The sequence below is a fragment of the Flavobacterium koreense genome, from assembly GCF_054776075.1.
In genome coordinates, this window is sequence record NZ_BAAHCF010000029.1 from 576,269 (window position 1) to 599,479 (window position 23,211).

The window sequence follows — 23,211 nt, forward strand, 5'->3', positions numbered from 1 at the left end:
ACCTCCGACTAACCAACCGACACTTTTGAAATAGTTGAAGAATTTTTGAGCTTCTTGTTCCGGAAAGTTATTTTCTTGGAAATAGATTTTGACTTCTTCGATTGTTGGCTGTGACTTTTCTTCTTTTTCTTTTTTTGCGGAACTTTTTTCTTTTTCTTCATCATCGTTTTTTAAATCCAAATTATTTATTTCTACAAAATTTTTTGAGTGCTTTTCCAAGTTTGAAACGTTTTTATCGTTTAAAATGTTTGTATTGTTTATATAGTTTATAGAAGGTACTACTGCTTGTTCAGTACCTGTTTCACTACTAGTACAAGACTTGTTCAAAGCTTGTTCAGAAACAAGTTCAATAAGTGGTTCATTTTTTGGTTTTCTTTCGGATTTTGGCAGCGGTTTTAAATCTTCTGAAAAGTTGAATAAAATGACATGACTTCCTTTGAATGGATTGTATGATGGTTCGTAATTGATATAACCCAAACTATGCAAGTTCTTCAGACATTTATGATAGGTTGCTTTGGAACTTATTTTACTTATTCGCATTACCTCATCGCGATTAATACTGATTGGATTTTTGAAACGATTGCAATTCCAAAATTGAAACAATGCAATGTATAAACTTACGTGTGTTGGATTTAGCGTTTTATCAATGGCTACTTTTTCGAAGAAACCAGTTAAGTGTTTGATATAATTCATAATTGCTAAAATTATTTGAACAGAGTAGGTAAAGCATTTACCTTATTTCCATTTAATAACTTATCAATATCTGAATTGTCATAATACATTATGCCACCTATTTTGGTGTAGGTGAGTGTTCCGTTGATGCGGAGATTTTGCAAAGTACCTGGAGAAATGTTTAACAGTTTACGGACTTCATTGGATTTGAGCCACTGTTTTGTTTGTTGCGGTTTGGATTGAATGATTTCTTTTAAATCGTTCAAAAGAAGACTTCTGAATTCGTTTAAGTCTTCGCGTGTAATAACTTCGATTGCCATAACGTATGTTTTAGATTGTTATGGCACAAATTTGTAGTTTTTGAATAGTTTTAAATCACAAGTCAATCACAAGTTGTGATAGATTTTTATACAAAGTGTTGTATTTATTGGTCTTAAAGTAAGTCGTCTGTGTTTTCCATCCGTTTTACTAATTTTTCTTTTAATGCGTTTAGGAATTTGGTTTGGTCAGATTTTCGCATTCTAATTTCAAGGAAAGCCCTGTGATACTGACCTAAATCGATGTTGAATATGTTTTCAAAATACTCCGCAATATCTTTCAAATCGGATGCTCCATTATTAAACACACCTTCGGTATGCAAAGCATACAAAAGCTCTATTAATGCGACTTTAGAACCTGTCCAAGTTTGCTTTACCTTCGGGTTGACTTGTGATTTTTCCTTTGTGTCTTTATTTTCCATCATCAACAATTTATCTTCGAGATAAACTTGGATTAAATCGTGCGCTAAAATCTTTGCTACTTTAAAATCGTGAGAGGTTGAAAATGTATGATCTGCTTCAAAATAAAAACTATCTAAAGCTAATTTTACATCGATTTTTCCTCGTAAAAAATATTTGTGATCTAAATAGCTGCTTCCTGTTCTGTAATATCTGTAGAAGTCTAAGTTACCATCAAAATATCTTTTAAGTTTATCTAATTCGTTATTAAGGTATCTTTTGATAATTCTTTCACCACCATGCGGTTTCTTCGTTTCAATTTTGAATATAACGTTATAATAAATTAGTTTTGACGTAAATTTTGGCTTTACATTTTTAAAGAACTCTATTTCTTGTTGACTTGATTTATTTTTCTCTTTTTCAAATAATACTTTTAATTTTTGAAGTGATTTCAAAATAATATCTATAGCACTTTCACAACGCTTGATTGGGTCGTCTATTTCTAAATCAGTAAAATTTAACTGTTCGTTTAAATCTGTTAATAATTGGTTGATTTTTGGGTTCAATTTCTTTGGTATTAATTTTTGATTGAAACTTTTTTAATAATTTAAACTAATACCTAACCCAAATCCCATATCACTATCGTAATGTGTTCTTAAACTTATATTTCTTTTTAAAATGTAACGTGCATCTAGCATAAATTCTGTATCGGTGTTTACCATAAACCCCATTCTTAAGCGTTTTGAAATTGGAATATCCTCTCTCATTAACTGTAATCTTATGTTTCCATCCTGAAATACTTCTGCTTGAGCAATTACTAACATTGGTAATGTGTAATTAACCCCGGCACTTAGAACGGCTCTTTTATCTTTGGTATTTTCTTGTCCAAAAATGTTTTTTTCTATCATTCCATCCATATTCCTGTAACGCCAATCGAAACCAATAAAAGGCATCAACCACTGCATTTTTCCTATGTATCTGCCTAAATGAAATTCGGCTTCATAACCATGCATATCATTGTATCCTAGTCGCCATTCTGCACCTAAACTCCAACGTGTATTTTGGATCATTGCCATACCATCATTTCCATTAGTAGCAAAATCATTTTCTGCCATGAAATGAAAAGCTCTATCATCGGCAAATAATTTTCTTTGTGCTACTTTTGGATTTGGAATTAGCGGATTTGGCGTTTGGTTTTCATAGGTGAATACTCTTCCCATTCCTGCCATCATGTGATACAAAATATGACAATGAAAAAACCAATCTCCTTCAACATTGGCATTGAATTCAATTATGTTGGTTTCCATAGGCATTAAGTCCATTACATTTTTTAATGGTGCATATTCCTCTTGACCATTTAATATTCTGAAATCATGTCCATGTAAGTGCATTGGATGACGCATCATGGAACCATTGTAAAGTGTAATTCTAATGTTTTCTCCTTTTTTTATTAGGATTTTATCTGTTTCAGAAACTACTTTATTGTCTAAACTCCAAACATATCGGTTCATGTTACCTGTTAGTTCAAAACGAAGTTCTTTTACTGGGGCATCTTTGGGTAAAGTTGTTTTATCGGTCGCTTTCAACATGGCATAATTGAGTGTTGTAATTGTAGATAACGCATTGGCATTGTACTGATTTTGATTGTGATTGGAATGATCGGTACTCGTTTCCATATCGCTCATAGTACCCTTATGTTTTGCGCTTACTGCACCAGTTATTTCTGGGTACATTACTACATTCATATCCATTTGATTTAAGGACATACTCATTCCCATATCATCTAAATCCCCATTCATTTTCATCATTCCGTTCATCATTTTCATTCCCTCAAAATATTTTAATTTTGGCAACGGAGCAATCAATTGTTTGATGCCATTTCCAATGTATAATGAAGTAGATTTTGTGCGGTCTTCTGGAGTTGCTAAAAATTCATAAGAAGTATTACTTGCAGGAATTGTAACTATAATGTCATAAGTCTCGGATACTGCTATCAATAATCTATCTACTTCAACAGGTTCTACATCGTTACCATCACTAGCTACAACTGTTATTTTTCCTCCAGCATAAGTTAACCAAAAGTATGATGAAGCTCCACCATTTGCCACACGCAAACGAACTTTATCTCCACTTTTAAACTGTGATAACTGACTTTCATTTTTACCATTAATCAGAAACTTATCATAATATACATCGCTCACATCCATAGCATTCATTCGTTTCCATTCATTGGCTATTTTTGTTTTGAAATGACCTTGTTTTATGGCTTCAGCATAACTTTGTGTTGTTCCTTTTTTAATTGCAAACCAATCGGTTGCATTGTGTAACATTCTGTGAACGTTCTCGGGTTTTAAATCGGTCCATTCACTTAAAATAATAGGCACAGTTGGTAAATCATCTATACCTTTTCGGAATGTTTTGTCATTTTGTTTTTTGTTCATAATGAACATACCATACATACCAATTTGTTCCTGTAATCCTGAATGACTGTGGTACCAATGAGTTCCGCTTTGAATTATTGGAAACGAATATTTGTGAGTAGTTCCCGGTTCTATTGGCATTTGTGTAAGGTTTGGGACACCATCTTCTTTATTAGGTAAAAATAGTCCGTGCCAATGCAATGAAGTGCTTTCTTTTAATTCGTTATGTACATAAATTTCAGCAATATCACCTTCTGTAAATGTTAATGTTGGCATAGGAATTTGACCATTTACTGCAATTGCTCTTTTTTCTTTTCCAGAATAGTTTACGATGGTATCACGAACATATAAATCGTAACGAACTATGTTTTGCGAAAACAGCGTTTGTGTTGCCAAAACGAAGATTACGATTGGTAACAGTTTTTTTGAAAGAATGTTTTGTATATCCATTATAGTAATTGTATTATTTTAATTTTACACTATTATTTTTTTAACAAGATTTCCCAATCTGAAATTTTATTGTTCAAACTATCAATAGTTTTTTTCATTTTCTCCTTATCAGCAATTGAAATGGCTCGCTTTGCAGCTTCAATTGCAATAGTGTAATCTTTGTTTTCAGAAGCTAATTTTTGTCTTAGATTAGGATAATAGAAATTTTGAGGATTTATTTTTTCTGCTTCCAAAAGCCATATAATTGCTTGTTTATAATCTCTATTAGTACTGTAATAATAATTAGCTGCCTGAAATAATAAATTGGCATCCTGAGTTTTACCCTTAATTATATGTTGATCTATCAATGCCACTATTGTATCGTCCTCCTTGCTCTTTACCGGTATTTTAACCAAAGTATTTTCCCAAAGTATTTTTAGGAATGCTTCGCCTTTGCTATTGATATCATTTAATTCAATAGTAAAAGTTTCATAAAAATTGGGGCTTTTTTCTAAAGGGACTTTGAAACGCATTATATCTTTTTTTTCATCATAGCCCGTTTCTCCATGCAAGGTAGTATCTGAGTTAACAATTATAGTCCAGTCATTTATTGAAGGAATTGAAAATATTGAATAGCTTCCTGCTTTTAATACATTGTTACCAAAAGAAATATCTTCGGAAGTGGTTATGACGGTACAATCACTTGCACCAGTTCGCCAAAGCTTATCAAAAGGTACTAACTCCCCAAATATTTTACGACCTCTTACTAATGGTCTGCTGTATGTTATTTTTATTTTTCCGCTGCCGACTTCTTGCTCAAAAGATGCCGCAGGACTGGCTGAAGTAACTCTTATCTGGACTTTGTCTTGGGCAGATAATAATAAGGATTGCAAAATAATTAAGCCTGTTAAGATTGTTTTTTTCATTTTATAAGTTTATAGTTTTAATGTGCGTAATCGTAACGCATTTACAATTACTGATACAGAACTAAATGACATGGCTAAAGCCGCAATCATTGGGGATAATAATATACCGAAAAATGGATATAGAACACCAGCTGCGATTGGAACACCCAATACGTTATAGAAAAAGGCAAAAAATAAATTTTGCTTGATGTTTTTCATAACAGCATGGCTTAAGTTCTTGGCTTTTACAATGCCTTGTAAATCGCCTTTGACTAAAGTTATTTTGGCACTTTCAATTGCGACATCTGTTCCTGTTCCCATAGCTATTCCGATATTGGCTTGTGCTAATGCCGGTGCATCGTTGATACCATCACCAGCCATGGCCACAATTTTGCCTTCTGCTTGTAATTTTTTGATTTCGTTTAATTTGTCTTCGGGTAAACATCCTGCTTTATAGGAAGACAGGTTCAATTCTTCTGCAACTGCTTTGGCTGTATTGATATTATCGCCTGTCATCATAATTACTTCAACTCCTTGTTGCATCAGTTCTTTTATTGCAGCGGCACTTGACGTTTTTATGGCATCAGTAATGGATACAAATCCAACAGCAATACCTTCTACTACAATATATGAAACGGTTTTTCCTAGTTTTTGTTCGGTAATGATTTTGTTTTCTATATCGTCAGAAATACTAGCTTTTACTTGTTCCATTAGTTTTTTATTACCTAATGCTACTTTTTTATTGGTTACTGTTCCTGTAACGCCTTTTCCGGCAACGGCTTCAAAATCCTTAACTTCAATTAATGAAATGGATTTTGTTTTGGCATAATTGACAACCGCCTGCGCCAATGGATGTTCGCTGTATTGGTTTAATGAAGCTATGCTTTGCAATAGATCGTTATCATTGTTATTGGCCGCATAAATTTTTTCGACCGATGGTTTTCCTTCGGTTATTGTTCCTGTTTTATCCGTTATAAGCACATTTACTTTATTCATGTTTTCCAGAGCTTCGGCATTTTTTATCAAAACGCCGGATTGTGCACCTTTACCAACACCTACCATTACTGACATGGGTGTTGCCAATCCTAACGCACACGGACAAGCAATAATTAAAACGGCAATAGCATTTATAAAACCATAGACTAATGCCGGTTCGGGACCAAATTTTGCCCAAATGAAAAAAGTAATTACAGAAATGATGACTACAATAGGAACAAAATATTTAGAAATGCTATCGGCTAATTTTTGGATTGGCGCTCTCGAACGGGAAGCATCGTTGACCATTTGAACGATTTGAGAGAGTAGTGTTTCTGAACCCACTTTTTCTGCAACCATTATAAATGACTTGTTCCCATTGATTGTTCCGGCAATTACATTGTCGTCTTTCTTTTTGTCAACGGGTATTGGTTCTCCGGTAATCATGGCTTCATCGATACTGCTTTCTCCATCGGTTATTTTTCCATCTACAGGAATTTTGTCTCCGGGTTTTACCCGTAATAAATCACCTTTCTTAATGTCATGGATTGAGATTACTTTATCGCCTCCATCGATTACCAAAGTGGCTTCGGTTGGTGCGAGTTTTAATAATTCCTTTATAGCGCCGCTAGTTTGACTGTGTGCTCTGGCTTCTAATAGTTGTCCTAATAAAACTAACGTTAATATCACTGTTGTTGCTTCGAAGTATAATAGAACTGTTCCGTGTTCTGTCTTGAATTCGCTTGGGAAAATATCAGGAAAAAACATTCCGACTAAACTAAATAGAAATGCCACTCCTGTGCCTATTCCGATAAGGGTAAACATATTCAAATTCCAAGTAATTATTGATTTCCATGCGCGAACAAAGAATATCCAACAGGCATAAAAAACCACAGGAAGTGACAATATTAATTGTACCCAATTCCATTTTGAGGCATCCATTATTCTAAACAAAGGATTGTTGTGTGTCATTTCTAACATAGCAATAGCGAAAATGGGAACCGTAAATACGACCGCGATTTTCATTTTCTTAACCAAGTCCTTATAGGTTTTTTGGTCTTCGGAATCAGTAGGATTCATGGGCACTAAATCCATTCCGCAAATAGGACATGAACCCGGAGTTTCCTGAATAACTTCGGGGTGCATAGGACACGTATATAATGTCTTGTTTGCAGTTAGTTCAGGTGCTTTGACTAAATCCATGCCACAAACAGGACAGTCACCTGCTTTGTCGTAAACTTTTTCGCCTTCACAATGCATTGGACAATAATACTTTCCTTGCGTATTGGTTTGGACAACAGTTTCTTTTTTATGATTGTGAGAATTCGTGGAGCAACATGATTTTTCAGCAACATCTTTCGTTAAAGTGTGCTCCTTTGTTTTAGCGTTGCTCATTTCTATGGTGTATTTTCCAACAGCAGTTAATGCTTCTTGCAATTGTGTTGTTGGAATGTGCTTTTCCATAGTTATAGTGGCTATGGGTGGGTTTAATGAAACTTTAGCTTCAACGCCATCAATAGCATTCAATGTTTTTTCGACTTTGGTTCGACAACCATCGCAAGTCATTCCGGTAATGTTGTAAGTATGTATCATCTTTTATATTATTTTAATACAAATTTCCTTCTTAACTGTTTTTTAGAGTTGCACAATTTTGGGTTTGATTTGCAAGATTTATAAATCTTCTATTTGTTTTCTTTTAATCGATTTTAAATTCTTGAAGTATGTTGGTGAAAAACCGGTTACTTTTTTGAATTGGTTACTTAAATGCGAAACGCTACTGTAATTTAATGAATAGGCAATTTGACTAAGCGATAATTCATCATACACAATCAACTCTTTTACTTTTTCAATTTTTTGATTGATGAAGTATTTTTCAATTGTTGTGTTTTCTACTTCGGAAAAGAGATTGCTCAAGGTATTATAGTCTTGGTTTAGCTCTTGAAATAAATATTCTGAAAGGTTTGTTTTTAAATCATTGTTTTTATTTTGGACTAAATCAATAATCAATGTTTTAATCTTGTCAATCGTTTTACTTTTCCTATCATCGATTAAATCAAAGCCAAAAGCACGAAGATTTTTTAGTAATTCGTTTTTTTGATTTTCGGAAATGTTATTTTTTAATTCGACTTCACCCAACTCAACTGAAATAGTATTAATTTCCATTCTTTCAAATACAGATTTCACTACCATCTTGCAACGGCTGCACACCATATTCTTGATATAGAGTTTTATATGTTTACTCATCTATTCGTTTCATTTTTCTTTCTTTTCCAAGAAATTTTATTCCATGATATCCTAAAATTATGGCTTCGTTCTTGTTACTCATTTTAATTTGACAGTCAACACTATGCTCCATATCGGGTAACTGTAGTTTTCCATTTTCCCATATTTTTTTGTCAGGATTGAACTTTAAATCCCAAATATTATTTTTTTTCTTCTCTACTATTTTACCTTTAATAGAATAGATAGTAGCTTGATATTGATTATTTTCTTTAAAAATTTTGATCAGATAAATTTTATCATTTGTTTGCCAATTCCCAATCAAATCATTCCCATCGTTTTGTGTAAATCCAAAAAGATTAGTTAGAAGAAACACTATTAATATTATTCTCTTTTTCATTTTGCTATTTAATTATTGGTTTTTATTAAACTGATTTTGAGATTTTATCCATTATAGAATGGTTTGTACCAAATTTGCAAATAGCATCACAATTGGCTCTTAACTCTGAAAACAATATGTATTTGATACATATTCTTGAATTTTTTATGACAGGTCTGTTGAGTTGCTGAATAACATCCTTTTCGCGACTGTCGGGGATTATAATATAAAATACCTCATCTCCATCAGAAATGCTAAAATGTAGGTCTGAAAGGCGCAAAATGCCAGAATAAATACTGGTGCTTTTTTCTACTTCAAATGCTCCAATAATATTATTTGTTCCTTTTTCGAACCAAAGTACATCGATAAGCTTGATAGTGTTTTGTGTGTCTTTATCGCAAGGCAATTCAGGAAATTTATTCATTGCTATAAATGAAAAATTTAGGCCATTAAAAGACTTGCTTTTATCATTGTTTGCCGGTGTAACATCGAAACCAAGTGAGGCACCAATTTTTAATAAATGGTATTGCATTTCACTATGTAAATTTTCTTCCTGTTTTTCTTCAATAATTTCCAATTGACGTCTTACAATACTTTTTTCAAATTTACATCGTTCTTCTTCACTCAAATAATCATCATTTCCTATGAGCATTTTTTGAGTCCCAATTTCAAAACACAATCCTGCAATTGCACCTAAGTCATTAGACAGTTCTGATTTGAATTTGTTATTGGTCTCCATAAGTGTCTCTCTAATTTTTAAGTATTCACTCCAGCTTCCCAGTTTCTTTTTATCCTTGAACAAAAAATTAAAACCGTTTACAATTGCTGTGTTGAAAGGAGGAAACCATGTTGGATGTAAGAAATATAAAATACTGGCAACGGCCGGACCTAATCCTTTAATACGTAATTCATCAAGTTTAACAATTTCTTTGAGTACTTGTTCTTCGTTTTTTGCATTAATACAATTTTCTAAGAATTGACCAAAAGCAATCTTATTGATTTGGTTTTCATAGATGTCAGGAATTCGGAGTTTGGGTTTCCAATAAAAAGGATGTGAAACCCCAACAAATATCTGTTTTTGCTCGGCAATGCAATTAAGTACAAATTCTAAGCTGCTATTTTTAAAATCATTTGGAAATGATTTATTTTTTATATCTTCAACAACCTGAATAATTCCGCGTCGGATAGTCCTGAATGCCTTTAAACGTTGATTATTGTCAACAAACCAAGTATTATAAACACTCTCGTTATCGTTTTTATATTGTTGAATTATTTGATTAAAATTGTTCATACTTACTGTTTTAATTACATTTTCATACCTTCCATCGGATCACTGCCTTTTCGGAATTTATATTCGCTGTTTATGGCATAAGCCCCTGTAATAACGACTTTTTTGGCAGGATCTATTTCAGATTTGATTTCTATCATTCCATTGGTTTCTATTCCAGTTTCTACCATTACGTTTTCAAATACTCCCGGTCTTTTTTCAACCCAAACATAGGAAGCGTTTTCCTCCCTGATAACTGCATCAACAGGAATATACAATCCTTTTAAATTGGATTGTGTTAATTTTGCCATAGCCTGCATCCCGGGTTTTAGTTGCAAATTTGGATTTGATATTTCCAATCGAATTAAAAGCAGACGAGTATCGGGATTTATTTCAGGATTGATAAAAGAAACTTGCGCATTTATGGTTTTATCAGGAAAATCGGTAAATGTAATTTGGGCTTTTTGTCCTATTTTTAGATTCTTGGCATAGTTTACGTTAACCTGTGTTTCTAACCAAAGACTGTTTAAATCCGCCAATTTAATGATGGGGGAACCTTCCATTGCATAACTGCCTTCTGTGGTACTTATTTCCGATATTGTTCCACTGGCAGTGCTATAAAAAATGGTATAAGGAGAAACTTCCTTGCTGGTTTTTATACTTTCAATCTGGGCATTGGTTAAACCAAAGAACAACAGTTTTTGTTTTGCTGCATTGAGCATATTTCGGGCATTTTTTCCAAAATCGCCAGGCATTGCCAGTTGTTTGTATGCCGTAAAATAATCCTGTTTGGCAATGGCAATATCTTCACTATACAATTGATATACGGCTTGGTTTTTAGAAACATAATCACCAACGGTTTTGAAATACAACTTTTCAATTCGTCCCATTGCTCTTGCAGAAATGGTTTTTATTTTTTCTTGATTAATGGACAAGACTCCTGTATAATTTTGCTCTAAACTGCTTTGAGTTTCTGAAATAGTTTGTGTAGTGATATTTCCCAATTGTATTTGCTGTTTACTCAAACTTATTTCATTAGCCTCTGTGTCATCTTGTTTTATTGGGGTTAACTCCATATGGCAAATGGGGCATTTTCCGGGTTTGTCTTCCTTAACTTGTGGATCCATAGAACAAGTGTAAAATGTTGTTGCTGCACTCTTATTGTGTTTGCTATGGTCTTCTTTGTCTTTAGTATTACAAGCCACCATTACCATAAATAGTATTGATAGTACACTTATTTTTTTTATTGTCTTCATTATTATTCGGTTTTAATAAAGCTTTCGCTGTCAATTAAATATTGTGCGTTTTTGGCAATGGTGTCTTTTACTGAAATACCCTCCATAATTTGGATAAAATCAACTATTTCAATTCCTGTTTTTATGGAGGTTGCCCTATAGCCATTGTCCATTTTTAAGAAAACTATTTTCTTGTTTCCAATGCTTACCATTGACTGTTTTTGAATCCAAATTCCATTTACTGGATTTGTTTTCACAACTCCTTGCAATCTTAACCCAATTGGTAATTTTAATTTATTGTTATTTAAATAAACTCGAATTCTATTGGTTTTATCAGTTGCATTTAATTGTGTTTCGACAAAATTTATTTTGGCATCCATAAATTCGTTTTTGTCAAGTTCGGAAGTAATTCTGATGGATTGATTGGCTTTTATTAGACTATTATATCCTTGGATAACATTGAATATTCCCCATACTTTATCCGTATTTAATAGTTTAAAAATGACTTCTCCTTTTTTTATATAACTCCCTTCTTTCACATCCAATGTTGCAGTGTTGTTACTTGCACTTTGCATCGCAGGATTTGTTGTATTATCCATCGTTCCTGTACCGTCAATAATACCAGAAGCAGGACTAAAGATTGAGATTACAGGATTCGATTTTTTAGTTGCAACCAAAAAATTAATTTGACTTTCCGTCATTCCATAAAGCAACAATTTTTGTCTGGATGCATTAATAATCGCAGGATTTTCAACATCATTAATGACCATATAAATGAAGTTTTGTTGCTCCGTCAGTAATTCAGGGCTGTATAAATCAAATAGTTTTTGTCCTTTATTTACTTTTTGATATTTATAATTGACATACATTTTTTCGATTCGACCGCTCATTCGAGCTGCAATATTTACCGATGAATTGGGATCATACTCCACAATTCCCGGTAAATTTATTTCACTGCTCAAAGCAGTGTCTATTGCCGTTGTTGTTTGATAATTACCTACTATAAAATTGTCGGTAGGTTTTATAAGATTGTCGATTGAATTGTCGTCAACGGAATTATTCTCTGTTACTTTTTTTACCAAAGTCATTCCGCAAATGGGACAATTTCCGGGTTTATCTCTAATGATTTCCGGGTGCATTGAACAAGTGTAAACCTCGTTTTGATGTCCCATTTCCGAATGATTATCTGATTTTTTGGCAAAGAAATAGATTGCAATTCCGATAATGGAAATTACAACAAGAGCTAAACCATACTTTATATACTTGTTCATAATTATTTGGTTTCTAATTGTTTTTCAATTTCTACTTGTGCTGCCAAAATACTTTGTAATTTGTCCAAGGCATCAATTTGAGCCATATTTAATGCTTCCCAAGCATCGAGAGTGACAAATAAATCACCAGTGTTATTTTGCCAAGCCAAGATTGCGGTTTCATAATTTTTTCGTAAAGCAGGTATGATACTTTTTTGGGCGATTTCGTACTGTTTTTTTAAGGAAGTTAGTTCTGTATTCATTCCCGAAATCATTCCTGCAGCTTCATTCAAAATCATTTGTTTTTGCCAGTTCAAGCTTTCATTTTTAATTTTAAAACTATTGATATTGGCTTTATTCATTTTGGTTGACCAAGGCATAGGAATAGTAACCATTCCCAACAAGGAGAACTGTTGTGGTTGTGTTCCAAAAGCAAACATATGGTCGTATTTTATACCAAACTCGGGTAATAGTTTTGTTTTTTCGGCTGCAATTTTGAGCTGATTTATTTCCATCGTTTTTTCGATGGCTTGTACATCGCTTCGATTTTTCGAAAGAGAAGTGGTATCTGATATTACCGAATTGAAATCTTTTATTTCGTAGGTTTCCTCAATTTCAAATGCGGTGTTTTTATCTCTTGCCATCAAGGTGTTCAGCATAATTCTTTTTTGAGAAATATCATTTTTCAACATTAGAATCATATTTTGCAGGATGCTATATTGAGATTTCGCTTTGTAATAGGTAGGTAGTTTATCCATATTATACTGGTACCGTATTTCCATACTTTTAATCATATAGTCTAAAAGCAACAAATTATCATCGGCTATTTTTATTTTTTTATTTAAAACCAACCATTGATAATAATTTGTTTTTGCTAGTGCCTTCAATTGATTAATCGTATAGTTTTTATTTTCCTTTTCGACCGATGACATCGCACTCATTAGATTAAAATCTGCTTTTAACTTGGAAGCATTCGGTATCATTTGTGTAACGCCCAACATATAATTCCCCATTCCAGGAAATGCACCATCTGCTTTCCACATTTTGGCGTTGTAAGGTGCCATAAAAAAGCCCGTCTCTACTTGTGGAGCCATCCAACTTCTAGCACCCTTTGCCGCTGCATCCATACTTTGAATTTCGGCATCGTACATTTTTAGTTGAGGATTGTTTGTCTTGATTGTACTCAATACATTATCCAAGGAAAGTGTTTGTGCTGCCAAATTAGTGGCGGTCAAAATCAAACAACTTATGGCTATATAAAATTTATTCTTTAACATCTATAAGATCTATTTTTCCTTTTGTTCTTAATTCTCGAAGTTTAACCATCTCAAAAACAACCGGTGTTACTAATAATACATAAATCGTGGAGGTAATGGTGCCTCCAATTAGTGGGACAGTGATGGGAAGCATTATATCTGATCCTGTTCCTGTTGCCCAAAGAATGGGGATTAGTCCAAATAATGAAACTGAAACAGTCATCAATTTTGGTCTTAACCTTTTGGCTGAACCATCAATAATATATTGTTTCAATATTTCTTCGGTTATGGTTTCGCTACTATTCCCGTGCTTTTCTACCATCTTATTCATTGCTTCATTCAAATAGATAGTCATTAGCATCGCTGTTTCGATTGCCATTCCAAACAGTGCAATAAATCCAACGGCAACAGCAACGGATAAATTAATACCATAAAAATAAACCATAAATATTCCTCCAATTAAAGCAAAGGGTACTGTAATCATCGTGATTAATGCCTCTTTCATTGAATGATACGTAAAATATAAAACAAGAAATATAATGACCACAACAATAGGCAGTATTAAACTTAATGTTTTGTTGGCTCTAATTTGATTTTCCCATTGTCCGCTCCATTCCACATAATATCCTTTTGGCATCTTGGTCATCATTGCATTGAGTTTCTCCTGTGCCTCTTTTACAGTACTTCCTAAATCACGTTCCCGAACGTTGAACAACACTGTGCCACGGAGCATTGCATTTTCGCTATTTATCATTGGAGGGCCATCACTTATTTTTACATTAGCGACAGTTTCTAATGGTATTGGACCAAAATCCATTGTTTGCACTTGTAGTTTTTTTAAGGCTTCAATGCTGTTACGGTATTCTTGAGCATATCTTGCATTTACAGAAAAACGCTGTCTTCCCTCGATAGTCGTGGTTAGTTTCATACCTCCAATAGAGGCTTCAACCACATTATTAATGTCGTCTATGGTCAATCCATATCTACCAATGACGTCTCTTTTTGCTTCAATATCAATATATTTTCCGCCTGTTATGGGTTCCGCATACAAATCTTTAACTCCAGAAGTTCCTTCGAGTGTTTTTTTAATTTTTTGAGCCAAAACGTTTATAGTATCTAAACTTGCTCCGTAAATCTTGATACCCACATCGGTTCTGATTCCTGTTGAAAGCATATTGATACGGTTGATAATAGGTTGCGTAAAGCCATTGGTCACACCAGGGATTTGCAGTTTGTTGTTTATTTCCGTGATAATATCATTCTTGGTTTTGTCTTCTCGCCATTCTGCTTGAGGTTTTAACAAAATAATGGTTTCAACCATACTTATTGGACTATTATCGGTTGCCGTATTTGCCCTGCCTGCTTTTCCCAACACGTGAGCCACTTCGGGAATTGATTTGATCAATTTGTCCTGAACCTGAAGAATTCTCTTTACTTCGGAGTTGGATACATCGGGTAAGGTTACTGGCATAAACAGTACAGATCCTTCATCTAAAGGAGGCATAAATTCTGAACCCAAACGAGTAAACATCAATACGCCAATCAGCAAAGCAATAATGTTGATGCCCAATACTGTTTTTCTCCATTTTAAACAAAAAATCAAAATGGGTGTATAAATGCTTTCCAATTTTTTATTAATTGGGTTCTTATCTTCTGGGCGAAGTTTTCCTTTTAGTAAGAAACTAATTAACACAGGTGTAAGTGTAATGGCTAAAAAAGCATCAACTATCAGTATAAACGATTTTGTCCAAGCTAGTGGACTAAATAACTTGCCTTCCATTCCCGTGAGAAGAAATACAGGCAAAAAGGATGTAATTACAATTATTGTTGAGTAGAAAACACCTGGGCCTACTAATTTGGAAGAGCTTTCTATAAGCTTCAACTTATCTTCAGAAGACAACGGATCGTTTTCTTTTTTGAATATATTTTTAATTTTATTTTTCATCTTATTTCCAATTACTGATTATTGTCCATTTCTTCCTGTTTCTCCGAAATTGTCCTGTATGCATTCTCTACCATTACGATACCATCATCAACGACAACACCAATTGCCAGAGCAATCCCCGTTAGTGACATAATGTTTGAAGAAATACCAAATGCTTCGAGTAAAATAAAGCCAATAGCCACAGATATTGGTAATTGAATGAGTATAATTAAAGCGCTTCGCCAATGAAAAAGAAAAAGTAGTACAACAATTGAAACGACAATCATTTCTTCTATTAAAGTGCCTTTAACAGATGCGATTGCTTTTTCTATTAATTCACTTCGGTCATAAGACGTTTTAAAAGTAACTCCTTCGGGCAATCCTTTTTCGACTTCTTTCATTTTCTCTTTTACTGCCGTGATTACTTTGTCAGCATTTTCACCATAACGCATTACCACAATTCCGCCAACAACTTCACCAGTGCCATTTTCATCAAAAATACCTAGTCTCAAATCGCCACCCATTTGTATTGAACCAATATCTTTAACTTTTACAGGAACGGAATTATAGTTTTTAATAGCTATGTCTTCTACATCTTTTATGTTTTTTATATATCCCAATCCCCTGACTATGTAGGACATATTGCTCATTTCAAATTTTCTGCCACCAACGTCATTATTATTTGTTTTAACGGCATTCATTACTTCCATCATACTCACATTATAGTACTGCATTTTTAGTGGATCCAACACCAATTGGTACTGCTTTTCAAACCCACCAAAGGAAGCCACTTCGGCAACTCCCGGAACGGTTTGCAGGGCAAATTTCACGTACCAATCTTGCAAGGCTCTTTGTTCTCCCAAGTCCATACCATTCGCATTTAAATGATACCAAAAAACGTGACCTACACCTGTACCATCAGGACCCAAAGTTGGTACTACATTTTGTGGTAACAATCGTTGTGCATAATTTAATCTTTCCAACACCCGAGTTCTTGCCCAATATATATCGACATCATCTTCAAAAATGATGTAAACAAAGCTCATCCCAAACATCGAAGCGCCCCGGATATTTTTGACTTTTGGAATGCCTTGCAGGTTGGAAACCAATGGATAAGTAACCTGCGCTTCTATAACCTGAGGGCTTCTTCCCATCCATTCTGTAAAAACAATTACTTGGTTTTCGGATAAATCAGGAATGGCATCTATGGGATTTTGTTGTACGCTGTAAATGCCCCAAGCAAATAAGCAAGCCGAAACCAGCAAGACAACGGCTCGATTTCGTAGTGAGAATGTTATTAATTTTTCTACCATTATTTTTAATTTTGTGATGAAATACTATCTTCTATTTTATTTATCCAATCCAAAACTTTCTTTTTTTGTGAGGCTGTAAGGATTGCATTTTTATGAATTAAAGTATAAGAACTCAAAGGCATTTCGTTTGATTCGATTTCTTTACTTATAGCTTTCAATTTGCTGTTTTGCCTGCGTTTTGAATAATTTCCAAATTCATTAAAATTCAATTCCTCTTTACCTTCTTTTATATGTCTTTCCATAAAAAAACGAGCGGGTTGAATGTAAGAATACCAAGGATAATAGGTGTTGTTACTGTGGCAATCATAACAAGAAGTTCGCAAAATGATTTCAACATTTTTAGGAACATTATAGACTTTTGTAAAATTGCCAGTTATATCCTGCTCAAAACTAATATTTCGAGCAGGTTGATATAACTGTATCAACAAAAAAATAATTAACCCAATAAAAAGTATTTTTTTGATGATTTTTTTCATTCTAGTATTCTTTTTTTATAGAACCGCAAGTAGCCATTTCTTTTCCAAAATATGGATTTTTGATTTCTTTTGTTTCACTTATCCAAACAGCACCTTTGTTGTCATCTGCCATTGGGCAAAAATCCAGATATAGTTTTTGACTGGTTCCAAATAATTGAATTAAGTCATTCATATCCTTACTTAACATTACAAAATGTTCTCTTTGATGTTCTATCTTTCCTCCATTATCTCCAATATGCTCTGCGTGTTCTTTGGCATCATCTGCAATATCCAAATATTCTTTTTTTTGTTTTTCGCTTAAAACTTTGATGTCAAATCTGTCAAATGAGGTGAATAGTATTTTTGCTTTTTCGGCAGCACCATTTGTATCATCTTTAACCAATTTGTTTTTTAAATTTATGTAACTAATTAAAATATCCTCGATGTTAACATTGGATTGTGTTGTTGCAGCAGAGGATGCTTCTGTTGCTTTTTTTTCGTGAGGTGCTTGCGTTTGAGTTACCAGTTCGGTTAATTCCATACCACATTTGGAACATGTTTCATCTTTTTTTCCTTGAACCTCGGGATGCATTGGGCATGCATATAGTTCACTTGAATTTGCGGAAGTTTCTGTAGTGTTGTTTTCTGTTTCTTTGTTTTTTTGATTGCAAGAAACTAAAGTGATTGCTAAAATAGCTGTTAAAATAAGTGCTTTCATACTGTGTTATTTTTTAGTTATTAATTATTTTTTCTGCTTTATAATAAGAATAAGTCCCGATTGATGTGTTGATATAATCTACTTCCCGAGCATTTTTAAATCCTGCATCAGTAATGTATTTTATCATCAATCCATTTACATTATCAGTGGTAGTTTTGAAACCGTCTAATAATTGAACTAAGTAAAAGGATAACCTCATCCATTTTGTTTTTGCTTTACCCCAATCTCCAATGATTAATTCTCCATTTGGTTTTAATATTCTATTAATCTCTAATAAACATTTCAATTTTGTAATCATGTCTAACTGATGAAAAACAAGAGAACTATAAACCTTGTCAATTGAATTATCTTCAAATGGTAACTTATTTCCATCATATAAAAAAAGAGGTGCTTCAATTCCTGCCTTATTTAATTTATATTCAGCTATTGACTTAATCTTTGGGTCGATGTCAACTCCTAGTACATTACAATTAGGAAAACGTTGTTTGAGTATGATAATGTTTTGGGCCGTTCCAAAACCAAACTCTACTATTTTTTCATTCTCTTTTGGGTCTACAAAATCAATTAATCTGTTTCTGAACTTTTTTTCAGGCATTGTTACTTTTATAGCTAAATCATAGTAATCGCTTAAAAAATCATAACCTAATGCCGGGATAAATTTTGTTTCACTCATCTTGATTTTATTTTTTTAAATTGAAAAAAGTATAATATAAATTGAAGTAAAAACCATTTGGAGCAGAGCGTACCATTGAACTCAAAAGCTCTTGTCGGTAAGCAAAGTCCAATCGTGCCTGACTGTTGAAAATAAATTGTATAGCCGGTACTACGTCTACATACGACTTGCCATTTTCATTAATAGTTTGCCCAACGAATTCAATCATTAGATTGATATTTGTCTGCTTGTAACTAGTGTATTTTTTTGGATACATTAGTTTACCGAATGATAAGGTATAATTTGTAGCATTGTCGCCCATATTATCAGGAAACGGATAATCAGGCTTGTTGTCAAAGGCTTTCTCAAAGCTTATGGACGAACTAATTGCCAGTTTTTTAATCAACTTAGTGGCTACAAATCCTCCTTCGAAACCTGTGTTGTGTCCTAATATTTCTATTTGCTCTTGGTGAATGTCAGCGTTGTTAAAACTATATCTTCCAAATGCAGCCATTCTGAAATGACTGTTCAGATCATCTGATGAATAGAAACGATACTTAGTATAAAAACTACCTCCTTCGGTAACTAGTTGATTGCTTCTATTACTTATAAAAGCAGAAGCTCGAAACATTATGTTTTTGTTTAGACCATAAGTCACTTCGGGCATAAAATGGTAATTGTAGCCTGATTTCATTTCCTCTTTAAAAAGAGACTGCATTACATTGACTGCTAACGAATTTGCAGGAACATTACTGGCCGGATCCGTTACTACAAATAACTCTTGGCTAAAAACATCTTGACAACTTACAGCAATAAAAAATAAAATTATCTTTCTCATTAATTTAGAATTTTAATGTGGAAATCATCTTCATTGATTGCAGCATACGTTTCGACATTCTTATATGATTTGGATAATTTTTTGAACTCCTTTTCAGTTACATAGCCTTTGTCAACTACTTGAAATTGTATTTCCGTTCCGTTTGTTGCTATGTCATTAACCAAAATATAAGGACTTTTAGTTATGGTTTCAGGTTTTGCTGTTATCACTAATGTGCCTATAAAAAAGCCAGCTTTTTCCACTTTCTCCTTAAAAACTTTTGGGCTTAAATTATTTCCTTCTGTTAACGTTACTGTAAACGTATTGGTATTTAAGTCAGTTTCAACATTAACTACTTCAGGTAATGTTTTTAGCTGTTTGTTTATAGCATTTGAGCACATAGAACAAGTTAAACCAGTGGCCCTAATTTCGGCTTTTACGATTTGGGCATTACCTTTTATTGAGAACATCAAAACAATTGATGCTACTATTAGATATGTTTTATTAATTTTCTTCATTTTACTATTTTATTAATTTTACTATTTCTTCTTCTGTTGGATTTTTTGCAATTAGTATACCTTCAGGATTAAACAAGTATTTTGATGGTAATTCATCTACTCCAAAAACTATTGCAGTATTAGCATCAAAACCTTTTGAGTCTATCAATTGAGTGAACTTAATTTTATCTTTTTCAATAGCTTTAAGCCATTTACTTGTGTCTGTATCGATTGATATTCCTATTATTTCAATTTTTGCTGTATCTATGTCATTATGGAGTTTTACTAACCTCTTATTGCCTAATCTACAAGGCGCACACCAAGATGCCCAAAAATCGATAAGTACATATTTGCCTTTGAATGAGGTTATGTTAACCTCAGTATTGGTATTACTTTTTAGCGTAATTGAAGGCATCTTATCTCCAATTTTAATTTGAGCATTAGTAGTAATTGAAAAAAAGATGAATAGTATTGCAAGAAATTTTACTTGTTTTTTCATTGTTGTGCCAGTTTTATTTAACTAAGCCTAATTGTACCATTAGGCTTAGTTTTGACCTATTACATTTTGATAACTATTCCGTTTGGTTTTCTACCAACATTAATAGTTTTTGTTACAGTATGGTTTGTAGTATTAACAACAGAAACTGTATTTGCGGTTTGATTGGTTACATATGCTGTATTACCATCGTTGGTAAATGCAATTGCATGAGCTCCTGCTCCTGTATTAAAGGAACTTCCATGCATCCACATATTCATGCCTGCATCCCAAGTCCAGTAATGAACTTTTCCGTTCATAGGATCGGAAACCCATAATTCATTTTTTGAACCATTGTAAGAAGCAATTCCTGGCATAAAGCCCAAAGAAATTGTTTCATCAATTGAGTTTGTTGCCACATCAATCACAGAAATTGACTGACCATCTTCGTTATCTACATACATTTTGTTATTACTTCCTGTCCATGCACCAACCGGGTTATCTCCAACTGAAATAGTAGTTAATACTGCTTTTGTTGCAGTGTCTATAATGGTTACATTATCATCATCACCGTTTGCTACATAAGCTTTTGTTCCGTCAAATGAAAATGTAAGTTCAGCAGGCATCATGCCCACAGTGATAGTATTCATTAAAGCATTGGTAGAAGCGTTATAAACTAAAACTTTACCGTCCATATCCATTTGAGGTACCCAAATTTCATTCCCGTTTGGAGAGTAAATAGAGTTATGGTTCATTAATGGTAGATTAATATTTTTAACAATCGAACCATTCATTGCGTCAATTACCAATAGTTTTCCATCCATTCCAGAAGTATTTAATCCTGAATGACCTGCGCTCAAATCCATGCCAGGAACTCCAATCGCTAAATGGTTTTGATGTGAAGAAATATGATGTGGCCACATAATCATATCAGAACCTGAACCCATTAGTTCTATAGTGCCTGTAACTTCATTAGTACTTAATTTGACTACTGAAACTGTTGCGTCTTCACCATTAACAATGTAAGCCGCAGGATAATCAACATTTAATGTCATATCCATATTGTCATCGTTATTGTTACAAGATGTGAAAAGTATTGCTCCAAAGAATGAAGCTAGTATTGATAATTTTTTCATTTTATAATTTCTTTAAAAGTTATTTAATAGTTTCTACTGTTTTGCCACAGCTTAACATCATTGAGCCATAGTATGGGTTTTTAACCGCATTTTCTTTGCTTAACCAATTAGCACCCTTGCCATCATTGAACATAGGACAAAATTGATAATACACAGGAGTATCATATTTTGATACCTTTATTAATGAATAGATATCTTTTGATAATGTGGTAAAATGATCGCGTTGGTGCTTGATATCTTTAGTATCTGCAATGTGTTCTGCATCTTCTTTGATTTGCTTTACTACTTTCATCCACACCATGTGAACATCCATATCCAATTTATCCATTTTTACATTATTAATTGCTACAACCAATTCTTTTGAAGCAACGGCAACATTATCTTCATTAGAAGATACCAGCGCATCTTTTACCAAGAAATAATTGTCAAAAACAGCTTTAAGTTGGCTTGCTTCTTGTACTACTGTTTTAGGCGTTTCAGTATGATTTGCGTGATTATCATGATTTTCAGTTGTGTCACTTGTTTTTACTTCTTCTTTAACAGGAACTTTTGCTACCCTGTCATACTGACAACATCCATGAAGATTGTTATATACGTCATCTGGTGCAAGAAACTTATCGCTATCATAGCCAACTAAAGCAATTCTTTTTAGAATTTCATCTTGATTGGTTTTGGTAGCATCATAAGTTATTGTTGCCATTTGGGTATCTTTATTCCAATCGACATTAGCGATATTTTTAAGATTTCCCGCTTTTTCTATTTTGGTTTCGCACATGCCACAGTTACCATAAATTTTCACAGTTTCGGTTTTTGCATTTTTTATTTGTGCGTTGATAGAAGTTGATAGCAACATTACAGCTGCTACCATTATTTTTATAAATGAGCTTTTCATTTTTAAATAATGTTAGTAATCAAAGTGTTTTACCTTGATTGATTGATAAAATAAATTTGAATAAATAACAGTTGCGAAAGAAATAGTAAAGCAAACCAAATAATGGTAAAGCAAAAGGTATTCTAAAACTGTTGTGAATTGTATAGCAAAGCGCTATGAATTTGACACACTTATGGCTGTCAAAATTTGGATTTAGCTTATTTTAGGAATTAGCCAAATGGAATAAAACCCATCAGAGATTGATGGTATTGTGTATGAAAATTTAACTTTCTCGATTGAAGAATAGCTAAACATATAATTTTTAAAATTAATTTCCGATAAAAAGCTTACTGAAGAAGTTGGACAGGTTGAAGAACATCCACATTTAGAATGACCGCAATTGCCTTTACAACCTTTGTGATCTTTATCTTTCGAATTATCGTTGTCACAACAACTCTTTTTTTCTGATTTAGTAGAGGAAATTTCTTTTTTGCAAGAACTCTTGTCTGAACCTTTACCACAAGCCATAGCACTACTAGGCATAAGAAACATGCCTAAAAAAACTAATAGTATAACGTGGTATTTTTTCATATCTCTATTAAAACAGTACAAAATTAATTAAAAATTAT

23 protein-coding genes are annotated in these 23,211 nt (G+C 33.2%); all 23 read right to left on the reverse strand.

What is annotated here, in order from left to right:
- The coding region (locus ACYU7A_RS10985; protein ID WP_460576517.1) for a transcriptional regulator at positions 1 to 693 on the reverse strand (693 nt) is incomplete at its 3' end.
- An 11-nt stretch (positions 694 to 704) separates the two neighbouring features.
- Positions 705 to 992 (reverse strand): helix-turn-helix domain-containing protein, encoded by a 288-nt coding sequence (locus ACYU7A_RS10990; protein ID WP_064715049.1) that lies wholly within the window; start codon positions 990 to 992, stop codon positions 705 to 707.
- A gap of 113 nt (positions 993 to 1,105) precedes the next feature.
- Positions 1,106 to 1,954 (reverse strand): RteC domain-containing protein, encoded by an 849-nt coding sequence (locus ACYU7A_RS10995; RefSeq protein WP_291134283.1) that lies wholly within the window; start codon positions 1,952 to 1,954, stop codon positions 1,106 to 1,108.
- A 33-nt stretch (positions 1,955 to 1,987) separates the two neighbouring features.
- Positions 1,988 to 4,258 carry a multicopper oxidase domain-containing protein gene (locus ACYU7A_RS11000; RefSeq protein WP_064715047.1) on the reverse strand — a complete coding sequence of 757 codons (2,271 nt, stop codon included), beginning with the start codon at positions 4,256 to 4,258 and terminating at the stop codon, positions 1,988 to 1,990.
- Between the two features lie 32 nt (positions 4,259 to 4,290).
- Positions 4,291 to 5,163, reverse strand: coding sequence for a DUF2911 domain-containing protein (locus ACYU7A_RS11005; protein ID WP_460576521.1), 873 nt, complete (start codon positions 5,161 to 5,163; stop codon positions 4,291 to 4,293).
- A 9-nt stretch (positions 5,164 to 5,172) separates the two neighbouring features.
- Positions 5,173 to 7,710: a heavy metal translocating P-type ATPase gene (locus tag ACYU7A_RS11010; RefSeq protein ID WP_460576523.1), complete on the reverse strand. Its 2,538-nt coding sequence runs from the start codon at positions 7,708 to 7,710 to the stop codon at positions 5,173 to 5,175.
- 78 nt (positions 7,711 to 7,788) lie between these two features.
- A complete protein-coding gene (locus ACYU7A_RS11015; protein ID WP_460576701.1) occupies positions 7,789 to 8,307 on the reverse strand; it encodes a helix-turn-helix domain-containing protein in 519 nt (172 codons plus the stop codon).
- Positions 8,308 to 8,353: 46 nt separating this feature from the next.
- Positions 8,354 to 8,737, reverse strand: a complete 384-nt coding sequence (locus ACYU7A_RS11020) for a DUF2147 domain-containing protein (RefSeq protein WP_460576525.1) — start codon at positions 8,735 to 8,737, stop codon at positions 8,354 to 8,356.
- Between the two features lie 25 nt (positions 8,738 to 8,762).
- Entirely contained in the window at positions 8,763 to 10,007 is a 1,245-nt protein-coding gene (locus ACYU7A_RS11025) for a hypothetical protein (RefSeq protein ID WP_121314456.1), read from the reverse strand.
- A 14-nt stretch (positions 10,008 to 10,021) separates the two neighbouring features.
- The gene (locus ACYU7A_RS11030) at positions 10,022 to 11,239 is read right to left on the reverse strand and encodes an efflux RND transporter periplasmic adaptor subunit (RefSeq protein WP_460576527.1); all 1,218 of its coding nucleotides are present in this window, start codon (positions 11,237 to 11,239) and stop codon (positions 10,022 to 10,024) included.
- Positions 11,240 to 11,241: 2 nt separating this feature from the next.
- Positions 11,242 to 12,489, reverse strand: a complete 1,248-nt coding sequence (locus tag ACYU7A_RS11035) for an efflux RND transporter periplasmic adaptor subunit (RefSeq protein ID WP_460576529.1) — start codon at positions 12,487 to 12,489, stop codon at positions 11,242 to 11,244.
- A gap of 2 nt (positions 12,490 to 12,491) precedes the next feature.
- The gene (locus tag ACYU7A_RS11040; RefSeq protein WP_460576531.1) at positions 12,492 to 13,688 is read right to left on the reverse strand and encodes a TolC family protein; all 1,197 of its coding nucleotides are present in this window, start codon (positions 13,686 to 13,688) and stop codon (positions 12,492 to 12,494) included.
- A gap of 43 nt (positions 13,689 to 13,731) precedes the next feature.
- Positions 13,732 to 15,669 (reverse strand): efflux RND transporter permease subunit, encoded by a 1,938-nt coding sequence (locus tag ACYU7A_RS11045; protein WP_460576533.1) that lies wholly within the window; start codon positions 15,667 to 15,669, stop codon positions 13,732 to 13,734.
- An 11-nt stretch (positions 15,670 to 15,680) separates the two neighbouring features.
- Positions 15,681 to 16,961, reverse strand: coding sequence for an efflux RND transporter permease subunit (locus tag ACYU7A_RS11050; RefSeq protein ID WP_460576535.1), 1,281 nt, complete (start codon positions 16,959 to 16,961; stop codon positions 15,681 to 15,683).
- Positions 16,962 to 16,966: 5 nt separating this feature from the next.
- Positions 16,967 to 17,437 carry a heme-binding domain-containing protein gene (locus tag ACYU7A_RS11055; protein ID WP_460576537.1) on the reverse strand — a complete coding sequence of 157 codons (471 nt, stop codon included), beginning with the start codon at positions 17,435 to 17,437 and terminating at the stop codon, positions 16,967 to 16,969.
- Position 17,438: 1 nt separating this feature from the next.
- A complete protein-coding gene (locus ACYU7A_RS11060; RefSeq protein WP_026712073.1) occupies positions 17,439 to 18,134 on the reverse strand; it encodes a DUF3347 domain-containing protein in 696 nt (231 codons plus the stop codon).
- A 13-nt stretch (positions 18,135 to 18,147) separates the two neighbouring features.
- Positions 18,148 to 18,807: a class I SAM-dependent methyltransferase gene (locus ACYU7A_RS11065; RefSeq protein ID WP_460576539.1), complete on the reverse strand. Its 660-nt coding sequence runs from the start codon at positions 18,805 to 18,807 to the stop codon at positions 18,148 to 18,150.
- A gap of 7 nt (positions 18,808 to 18,814) precedes the next feature.
- A complete protein-coding gene (locus ACYU7A_RS11070; RefSeq protein WP_291136933.1) occupies positions 18,815 to 19,624 on the reverse strand; it encodes a hypothetical protein in 810 nt (269 codons plus the stop codon).
- Positions 19,624 to 20,121 (reverse strand): heavy-metal-associated domain-containing protein, encoded by a 498-nt coding sequence (locus ACYU7A_RS11075; RefSeq protein ID WP_121314445.1) that lies wholly within the window; start codon positions 20,119 to 20,121, stop codon positions 19,624 to 19,626. Before ACYU7A_RS11075 ends, ACYU7A_RS11070 begins: the two co-directional genes overlap by 1 nt.
- Before the next feature lie 4 nt (positions 20,122 to 20,125).
- Positions 20,126 to 20,599, reverse strand: a complete 474-nt coding sequence (locus tag ACYU7A_RS11080) for a TlpA family protein disulfide reductase (protein WP_460576542.1) — start codon at positions 20,597 to 20,599, stop codon at positions 20,126 to 20,128.
- 59 nt (positions 20,600 to 20,658) lie between these two features.
- Positions 20,659 to 21,711, reverse strand: coding sequence for a hypothetical protein (locus ACYU7A_RS11085; protein WP_460576544.1), 1,053 nt, complete (start codon positions 21,709 to 21,711; stop codon positions 20,659 to 20,661).
- A 19-nt stretch (positions 21,712 to 21,730) separates the two neighbouring features.
- Positions 21,731 to 22,603 carry a DUF3347 domain-containing protein gene (locus ACYU7A_RS11090; RefSeq protein WP_460576546.1) on the reverse strand — a complete coding sequence of 291 codons (873 nt, stop codon included), beginning with the start codon at positions 22,601 to 22,603 and terminating at the stop codon, positions 21,731 to 21,733.
- A 192-nt stretch (positions 22,604 to 22,795) separates the two neighbouring features.
- Positions 22,796 to 23,173, reverse strand: a complete 378-nt coding sequence (locus ACYU7A_RS11095) for a hypothetical protein (protein WP_460576548.1) — start codon at positions 23,171 to 23,173, stop codon at positions 22,796 to 22,798.
- Between the last annotated feature and the right edge of the window lie 38 nt (positions 23,174 to 23,211).

Excerpts from the sequence above, each read along its gene's own strand:
- ACYU7A_RS11085 (WP_460576544.1), bottom strand. The coding sequence starts at position 21,711 with ATGAAAAAATTATCAATACTAGCTTCATTCTTTGGAGCAATACTTTTC.
- ACYU7A_RS11010 (WP_460576523.1), bottom strand. The coding sequence starts at position 7,710 with ATGATACATACTTACAACATTACCGGAATGACTTGCGATGGTTGTCGA.
- ACYU7A_RS10990 (WP_064715049.1), bottom strand. The coding sequence starts at position 992 with ATGGCAATCGAAGTTATTACACGCGAAGACTTAAACGAATTCAGAAGT.
- ACYU7A_RS11065 (WP_460576539.1), bottom strand. The coding sequence starts at position 18,807 with ATGAGTGAAACAAAATTTATCCCGGCATTAGGTTATGATTTTTTAAGC.
- ACYU7A_RS11015 (WP_460576701.1), bottom strand. The coding sequence starts at position 8,307 with ATGGTAGTGAAATCTGTATTTGAAAGAATGGAAATTAATACTATTTCA.
- ACYU7A_RS11045 (WP_460576533.1), bottom strand. The coding sequence starts at position 15,669 with ATGAAAAATAAAATTAAAAATATATTCAAAAAAGAAAACGATCCGTTG.
- ACYU7A_RS11030 (WP_460576527.1), bottom strand. The coding sequence starts at position 11,239 with ATGAAGACAATAAAAAAAATAAGTGTACTATCAATACTATTTATGGTA.
- ACYU7A_RS11050 (WP_460576535.1), bottom strand. The coding sequence starts at position 16,961 with ATGGTAGAAAAATTAATAACATTCTCACTACGAAATCGAGCCGTTGTC.
- ACYU7A_RS11000 (WP_064715047.1), bottom strand. The coding sequence starts at position 4,258 with ATGGATATACAAAACATTCTTTCAAAAAAACTGTTACCAATCGTAATC.
- ACYU7A_RS11035 (WP_460576529.1), bottom strand. The coding sequence starts at position 12,489 with ATGAACAAGTATATAAAGTATGGTTTAGCTCTTGTTGTAATTTCCATT.
- ACYU7A_RS11060 (WP_026712073.1), bottom strand. The coding sequence starts at position 18,134 with ATGAAAGCACTTATTTTAACAGCTATTTTAGCAATCACTTTAGTTTCT.
- ACYU7A_RS11005 (WP_460576521.1), bottom strand. The coding sequence starts at position 5,163 with ATGAAAAAAACAATCTTAACAGGCTTAATTATTTTGCAATCCTTATTA.
- ACYU7A_RS11095 (WP_460576548.1), bottom strand. The coding sequence starts at position 23,173 with ATGAAAAAATACCACGTTATACTATTAGTTTTTTTAGGCATGTTTCTT.
- ACYU7A_RS11090 (WP_460576546.1), bottom strand. The coding sequence starts at position 22,603 with ATGAAAAGCTCATTTATAAAAATAATGGTAGCAGCTGTAATGTTGCTA.
- ACYU7A_RS11055 (WP_460576537.1), bottom strand. The coding sequence starts at position 17,437 with ATGAAAAAAATCATCAAAAAAATACTTTTTATTGGGTTAATTATTTTT.
- ACYU7A_RS11020 (WP_460576525.1), bottom strand. The coding sequence starts at position 8,737 with ATGAAAAAGAGAATAATATTAATAGTGTTTCTTCTAACTAATCTTTTT.
- ACYU7A_RS11075 (WP_121314445.1), bottom strand. The coding sequence starts at position 20,121 with ATGAAGAAAATTAATAAAACATATCTAATAGTAGCATCAATTGTTTTG.
- ACYU7A_RS11025 (WP_121314456.1), bottom strand. The coding sequence starts at position 10,007 with ATGAACAATTTTAATCAAATAATTCAACAATATAAAAACGATAACGAG.
- ACYU7A_RS11080 (WP_460576542.1), bottom strand. The coding sequence starts at position 20,599 with ATGAAAAAACAAGTAAAATTTCTTGCAATACTATTCATCTTTTTTTCA.
- ACYU7A_RS11070 (WP_291136933.1), bottom strand. The coding sequence starts at position 19,624 with ATGAGAAAGATAATTTTATTTTTTATTGCTGTAAGTTGTCAAGATGTT.